The organism is Deltaproteobacteria bacterium, from assembly GCA_009930495.1.
Taxonomy (GTDB): domain Bacteria; phylum Desulfobacterota; class Desulfovibrionia; order Desulfovibrionales; family Desulfomicrobiaceae; genus Desulfomicrobium.
Genome location: RZYB01000396.1, coordinates 1 through 1410 on the forward strand (window position 1 = coordinate 1; position 1410 = coordinate 1410).

At 64.8% G+C, this 1410-nt stretch carries 2 protein-coding genes; both read left to right on the forward strand.

All coding sequences use genetic code 11. From position 1 onward, the window contains the following. Positions 1 to 945 (forward strand): 3-phosphoshikimate 1-carboxyvinyltransferase (locus EOL86_14970; GenBank protein ID NCD26870.1); only part of this gene is annotated, 945 nt, incomplete at its 5' end. After that, a partial coding sequence (locus EOL86_14975) for a prephenate dehydrogenase/arogenate dehydrogenase family protein (GenBank protein NCD26871.1) occupies positions 935 to 1410 on the forward strand: 476 nt, incomplete at its 3' end. The genes EOL86_14970 and EOL86_14975, both read left to right, overlap by 11 nt.

A 1410-nucleotide genomic window follows, 5' to 3' on the forward strand; every position in this document is an offset into this window, starting at 1 on the left:
GACAAGATCGGCTACCCGCCCCTGGTCCTGTCCAGCCCCGGCCTTGTCGGCGGCGAGGTGGTCATCAACCTGGAACAGAGCAGTCAGTACCTCTCGGGCTTGCTCCTGGCCGCGCCCCTGGCTAAAGCGCCGACAGTCATCCGGATCGTGGGCAAATCCGTCGCGTCCTGGCCCTATGTCGCCCTGACGCTGGATTCCATGGCCCGTTGCGGGGTTCCCGTGCGCCTGGAACGGCGCATCCTGGACGACTGGCACCCCTGCGCCCATGCCGAAGCAGTCGGGGTGCCGCCCACGGACATCCGCCTCATCGTGGCCCCGGCGCCCTACCGCTCCGGAAACATGCGCGTGGAAAGCGACTGGTCCAACGCTTCCTATTTTCTGGCCGCCGGAGCCGTGGGCAAGGCCCCGGTGCGCATCTCCGGCCTTTCGCGCGATTCGGCCCAAGGCGACAAACACATGCTCGATATCCTGACCCGCATGGGCGCGACCATCGAATGGGACAACGACGCGGTGACTGTGTTCCCATCGCGCCTGCGCGGCATCGAGGTAAACATGAACGCATGCCCGGACATCGTGCCCACGGTGGCAACCTTGGCCGCGTTCGCCAGGGGCGAGACTATCATCTCCGGCGCGGCCCATCTGACACTGAAGGAATGCGACCGCATCCAGGGGCCGGTCACGGAATTGGCCAAGGCCGGAGTGCACATCGTGGCCCGACCCGACGGCATGCTCATCCGCGGGTCCACGACACCCACTCCGCGCGCGGTACACCTCCTCACTCACGGCGACCACCGCATGGCCATGAGTCTGGCCTTGCTGGAGCTGGGAGAATGTGCCGTGCACCTGGACAATCCGGGCTGCGTGGCCAAGTCCTTTCCAACCTTCTGGGACGCGTGGAACATGATTCGACTCGGCAACGGCCTGGAGGCCCGTCATGACGCTTAACCCCACGTCGACCGTCGTCGTCATCGGCGCCAAGGGACAGATGGGCGCACGCTTTGCCTCGGCTTTCCGCCACGCCGGCAACCCGGTCACGGAATTCGACCATCCCCTGGACCATGGCGCCCTGCCCTTGGCCGTGCAAACGGCGAGCCTCGTCCTTTTGTGCGTACCCATCACGGCCATGGACACAGTGCTCGACGCCGTGACCCCACATTTGACGCCCAGAACGATCCTGGCCGACATCTGCTCGGTTAAGGTCCGGCCCCTGAACACCATGTTGGCCAGAACATCGACGCCGGTCGTGGGAACGCATCCACTTTTTGGCCCGACAACCCTTGACGCGGAGCTGCGAATTGCCGTAACTCCAGGGCGAAGCACGGAAGCAACCGATAATCTATCGCGATACTTCCGCACGCTGGGCTTCACCCCGTTCACCACAACCGCCGATGAGCACGACCGTGCCATGGC